Origin of the sequence: Kitasatospora sp. NPDC052896, assembly GCF_044547075.1 — a bacterium.
GTDB lineage: Bacteria > Actinomycetota > Actinomycetes > Streptomycetales > Streptomycetaceae > Kitasatospora.
In genome coordinates, this window is record NZ_JBITZU010000060.1 from 1 (window position 1) to 6385 (window position 6385).

A 6385-nucleotide genomic window follows, 5' to 3' on the forward strand; every position below is an offset into this window, starting at 1 on the left:
CCTCACCACCACCCTCGCCCACCTCCACACCCACGGACACCCCACCACCTGGCCCACCACCCAAACCAAAACCCAACCCACCACCCAACCCACCAACCTCCCCACCTACCCCTTCCAACGCGACCGCTACTGGCTCCACCCCACCCACACGGCCGACCTCAGTTCCACCGGCCTCACCCCCAGCGACCACCCGCTGCTCGACGTGGCCGTCGAACTGCCCGACGGCGGCCACCTCTTCACCGGCCTGCTCTCCCTGCACCGCCACCCCTGGCTCGCCGAGCACGCCGTCCTGGGCGCCGCGGTGCTGCCCGGCGCCGCACTCGCCGAGATCGCGTGCCGGCTGGCCGACCGGCTCGGCTACGACGAGGTGGACGGCCTCGTCCTGGAGCAGCCGCTGGTGCTGCCCGAGCAGGGCGGCGTCGAGATGCGGATCGTCGTCGGCGCGGCCGAGGAGCCCGGGGGCCGTTCCTTCCGCGTCCACTCCCGGCCGCACCGCGCCGACCGCCTGGAGCAGCGGGAGTGGGTGAGCAACGCCACCGGACGGCTGGACAACGTGTTGGACACCCCGTCGGCGCCGACCACCCCGGCCCCGGACGAGAGTTGGCCCCCGGCCGAGGCGGAACCTATGGCGGTCGACTCGCTGTACGCGCGGGTCGCGGCTGCCGGGATCAGCTACGGTCCGGCCTTCCAGGGCCTGCGGGCCGCCTGGCGGCACGGCGACGACCTGTACGCCGAGGTCGCCCTCCCCCAGGACGCCGCCACCGACGGCTACGGCGTCCACCCCGCCCTGCTCGACGCTGCCCTGCACCCGATCGCCCTGCTCAACGGCGGCGACGCGGACGGGTCGAGCGCACCGGTCCTCCGGCTGCCCTTCGAGTGGAACGGCATCAGGCTGCACGCCACCGCGGCCGACGGGCTGCGGGTGCGGATGTCGTCGATCGGCCCGGACACCGTCGCGCTCACCCTCACCGATCCGGTGACCGGTGCACTACTGGCCGAGGTCGAGTCGCTGACCGTCCGCCCGGTCGACCCCGCGGCGTTCCGCCGGGCCGGCCTGTCGGATCCGCTGTACCAGCTCACCTGGACCCCTCTGCCCAGGTCGGCCGAACCGGTGCGGACCGCCGGCCGTTACGCCCTGCTCAGCACGGTTCCGGACGGCTCCGCCGAACTCCCGGCCGCCGCCACCCTCCACGGTGACCTCACCACACTCGCCCGGAACCTCGCCGAGGCCCCCGCCGACGTGCTCCTCGTCCTCGCCGAGCCCGCCGAGCAGGACGATCCGGTGGCCGCCGCCCACCAGGTGGCCGAGGCCCTGCTCTCGGTGGTGCAGGACTTCCTCGCCGACGAGCGGCTCGCGGAGAGCCGGCTGGTCGTGCTGACCCGGGGCGCGATCGCGGCACGCGAGGGCGACGCCGTGCCGGGGTTGGCGAGCGGCCCGGCCTGGGGTCTGATCCGTGCGGCGCTGTCGGAGAACCCCGGCCGGTTCGTGCTCATCGACCACGACGACACCGACGCCTCCTGGCAGGCCCTGCCGGCGGCACTGGCCGAGAGCGACGAACAATTCGCCATCCGTGACGGGCAGTTGTACGTCCCACGCCTCACCAAAACCACCACCCCCGCACCCAACCAAACCCCCACCCCCCTCGACCCCAACGGCACCATCCTCATCACCGGCGGCACCGGCACCCTCGGCACCCTCCTCGCCCACCACCTCGCCACCACCCACCACGCCCGCCACCTCCTCCTCACCAGCCGACGCGGCCCCAACACCCCAACCGCCACCAAACTCACCACCGAACTCCAAGCACTCGGCGTCAACATCACCATCACCGCCTGCGACACCAGCAACCGCGACGAACTCACCAAACTCCTCAACACCATCCCCACCGAACACCCCCTCACCGCCGTCATCCACACCGCCGGCACCCTCCACGACGCCACCATCCCCACCCTCACCCCCACCCACCTCAACACCGTCCTCACCCCCAAAATCGACACCGCCTGGCACCTCCACGACCTCACCAAAAACCTCAACCTCACCGCCTTCGTCCTCTACTCCTCCATCGCCGCCACCCTCGGCAGCCCCGGACAAGCCAACTACGCCGCCGCCAACACCTACCTCGACACCCTCGCCACCCACCGCCACACCCAAGGCCTCCCCGCCACCTCCCTCGCCTGGGGCCCGTGGCAGCAGCAGGCCGGCGGCATGACCGCGACGTTGGCCGACCAGGACCATGCCCGCCTGCGCCGGACCGGTCTGCTGCCCATCCCCGTGGACCGCGCCCTGGCGATGTTCGACGCGGCCCTGGCCAGCGGACAGGCGCTGAACGTGGCCGCCCTGTTCGACACCGGCAGGCTGCGGGCCACCGGCACCGTCCCCGCGCTGTACCGCGGCATCGTCCGCGCCACGCCGCGGCGAGTGGCGCAGAGCGGCGCGCCCGGCGGCGCGCCCGTCCTCGAGCAGTTGCGCGGCCGGGACCGGGCCGAGCAGGAGCAGCTCGTGCTGGACCTGGTCCGTGGCTTCGTCGCGACGGCGCTCGGCCACAGTGCGCCGAGCGCGGTGGACCCGACCACTCCGTTCAAGGAGCTCGGATTCGACTCGCTGACCGCCGTCGAGCTGCGCAACACGCTGGCCAACAGCACCGGCCACCGGCTGCCCGCCACGCTGGTCTTCGACTACCCGACCCCGGCCGCCGTCGCCCGCTTCCTGCTGGACGAAATGAGCAGCACCACAGGCGGGTTGGTGCCATCCGCGCCGCTCCCGACAGCCACCGCCCAGGACCACGACGACCCGATCGCCATCGTCGGGATGGGCTGCCGCTTCCCCGGTGGCGCCGACACCCCCGAGGGCCTGTGGAACCTGGTCGCGTCCGGCACCGACGCGATCGGCGAGTTCCCGCACAACCGCGGCTGGGACGTCGACGGCCTCTACGACCCTGATCCCGACGCGGTCGGCAAGACCTACGCACGCCAGGGTGGCTTCCTCTACGACGCGGACGGCTTCGACGCCGACTTCTTCGGCATCAGCCCGCGCGAAGCGCTCGCCCTCGACCCGCAGCAGCGCCTACTGCTGGAGACCAGCTGGGAGGCGATCGAGCGGGCCGGCATCGACCCGAAGAGCCTGCACGGCAGCCGGACCGGCGTCTTCACCGGCGCGATCGCGCAGGAGTACGCGTCGCTCTCCTACCTGGGCACCGAGGGCGCCGAGGGCTACCTGGTCACCGGGCTCGCCGCCAGCGTGGCCTCGGGCCGGATCTCCTACACCTTCGGCCTGGAAGGCCCCGCGCTCACGGTCGACACGGCCTGCTCGTCCTCGCTGGTCGCCCTGCACCTGGCCACCCAGGCCCTGCGCAACGGCGAGTGCACGATGGCACTGGCCGGTGGCGTCACGGTGATGGCCACCCCCGGGATGTACCAGGAGTTCAGCCGACAGCGCGGGCTCTCCCCCGACAGCCGGTGCAGGTCCTTCGCGAACGCCGCCGACGGCGTCGCCTGGGGCGAGGGCGCCGGCATGGTGCTGTTGGAAAGGCTCTCCGACGCCCAGGCGGCCGGACACCCGGTCCTGGCCGTCATCCGGGGCAGCGCGGTCAACCAGGACGGTGCCAGCAACGGCCTCACCGCGCCCAACGGCCCGGCCCAGCAACGGGTGATCCGCGCCGCGCTCACCGACGCCCGGCTGACCCCCGACCAGGTGGACGCGGTCGAGGCGCACGGCACCGGAACCACCCTCGGCGACCCGATCGAGGCGCAAGCCCTGCTGGCCACCTACGGACAGCACCACTCGACCCAACAGCCGCTGCTGCTCGGCTCGTTGAAGTCCAACATCGGGCACGCGCAGGCCGCCGCCGGCATCGGCGGCGTGATCAAGATGGTGCAGGCCATGCGACACGGCACGCTACCCAGGACCCTGCACGTCGACGAGCCGACCCCACACGTGGACTGGACCGCCGGCGCGGTCGAACTGCTCACCGACACCCGGCCCTGGCCCGAGACCGACCACCCCCGACGAGCAGCCGTCTCCTCCTTCGGCATCAGCGGCACCAACGCCCACCTCATCCTCGAAGCCGCACCCGCTGCCGCGCCCGAGGAATCACCGCACGCCCCGGCAGCCCTCCCCCTCCTGCTCTCCGCGAAGACCGAACCGGCCCTGCGCGCACAGGCCCGACGGCTCGCCGCCCACCTCGGCGAGCACCCGGACCTGGAACTCGTCAACGCCGCGCACGCCCTGGCCACCCGTGCGCAGCACGAACACCGCGCGGTGGTGATCGGCCAGGGCCGCGACGAACTCCTCACCGGTCTGGCCGCCCTGGCCGACGGCCAAGCCGCCGCCGACGTCGTGACCGGCAGCCCCGAGCACCCCGGCCGCACGGTCTTCGTCTTCCCCGGCCAGGGCTCGCAGTGGGAGGGCATGGCCCGCCAACTCCTCGACGAGTCAACGGTCTTCCGCGGCCACCTCCAGGCCTGCGCCGAAGCCCTCGCCCCGCACACCGACTGGTCCCTGCTCGACCTGCTCCACCAGACCTCCCAGGCACCTCCGCTGGAGCGCGTCGACGTCGTCCAGCCTGCCCTGTTCGCCGTGATGGTCTCGCTCGCCCGCACCTGGGAGTCGCTCGGGGTCCGTCCCGACGCCGTCATCGGCCACTCCCAGGGCGAGATCGCCGCCGCCCACATCGCCGGCGCGCTCACCCTGGACGACGCGGCCCGCATCGTCGCCCTGCGCAGCAAGGCGCTGACCACGCTCGCCGGCACCGGCACGATGGCCAGCATCCCGCTCCCCGCCGACCAGGTCGAACCGCTCCTCGCCACGCACGACGGCCAGGTCGGCGTCGCCGCCGTCAACGGCCCCGCCAGCACGGTCATCGCGGGCGCCGTCCAGGCCGTGCAGGCCGTCGTCGAGGACTGCCGGAGCCGGGGCGTCCGGGCCCGCACCATCCCCGTCGACTACGCCTCGCACTCCCCGCAGGTCGAGCCCATCCGCGAGCGGCTGCTCGCGGACCTCGCCGGCCTCACCCCGCGCCCCAGCACCATCCCGTTCTGCTCCACCGTCACCGCCGAGGTCATCGACACCAGCACCCTCGACGCGGAGTACTGGTACACCAACCTGCGCCGGACCGTGCTCTTCGAGCAGGCGGTCCGCGCCCTCGTCGCCACCGGTCACACCACCTTCATCGAGGCCAGCCCGCACCCCGTGCTGACCACCCCCGTCCAGGACACCCTCGAGGCCGGCGGCCAGGCCGTCGGCACGCTGCGCCGCGACCACGGTGGCCTCGACCGCCTGCTCGCCTCCGCCGCCCAGGCCCACACCGCCGGCACGCCGGTCGACTGGACCGCCCTGCTCGGCCCCGCGAGCGCGGTGGAGCTGCCCACCTACCCCTTCCAGCACCGGTCCTTCTGGCTGAAGCCGGCCGGCGCCACCGACCTCGGCAGCACCGGCCTGCACCCGCTCGACCACCCGGTCCTGGCCGCCGCCACCACGCTGCCCGACGGCACCCACCTGCTCACCGGGCGCGTCTCGCCGCAGCAGCAGCCCTGGCTGAACGACCACGCCATCCTCGGCACGGTCCTCCTCCCCGGTGCCGCCTTCGTCGAACTCGCCCTGCACGCCGGCCAGCACACCGGCCATCCCCAGCTGGCCGAACTCACCCTCCAGCAGCCGCTCGCCGTGCCCCAGGACAGCGCCGTCGAGATCCAGCTCGCCGTCGGGCCGCAGGAGGCCGACGGCAGTCGCCCGCTCACCATCCACGCGCGCCCGGCCGGCAGCGCCGACGAGCAGCCGTGGGCCCTGCACGCCGTCGGCGCCCTCACCGCCGCCGACCCGCGGCCCACCCCGGCGATCGGCAACTGGCCCCCCGCCGGCGCCACTCCGCTCCCGGTCGAGGACCTCTACCCCCGGCTGGCCGGCCAGGGCTACCACTACGGCCCGCTCTTCCAGGGGCTACGGGCCGCCTGGCGGCACGGCGACGAGCTGTACGCCGAGATCGTCCTCCCCCAGGACGCCGCCACCGACGGCTACGGCATCCACCCCGCGCTGCTCGACGCCGCCCTGCACCCGTCGCTGCTCGACCTCTCCGACGGCATCCGGCTGCCGTTCTCCTGGAGCGGCGTCTCACTGCACGCCGTCGGCGCCCGCGCGCTGCGGCTGCGGCTGTCGCCCAGCAGTCCCGACGGCGCGACCGCGACGCTGACGCTGGCCGACTTCGACGGCCTGCCGGTGGCAAGCGTCGAGTCCCTGACCGGCCGCCCGATCACCCCCGAGCAGCTCGCCTCGGTACGGGCCGTGCCCCGGCCTCCGCTGTACCGGGTCGACTGGGTGCCGCAGACCGTGCCCGACGGCCCGCCCGCCACCGGCCAGTGGGTGGTGATCGGCGACCAACCCACCACCGAC

1 protein-coding gene is annotated in these 6385 nt (G+C 73.7%); it reads left to right on the forward strand.

Translation table 11 applies throughout. The features are described from left to right. On the forward strand, window positions 1-6385 hold a 6385-nt coding region (locus tag ACIGXM_RS37215), incomplete at both ends, for a type I polyketide synthase (protein ID WP_396568556.1).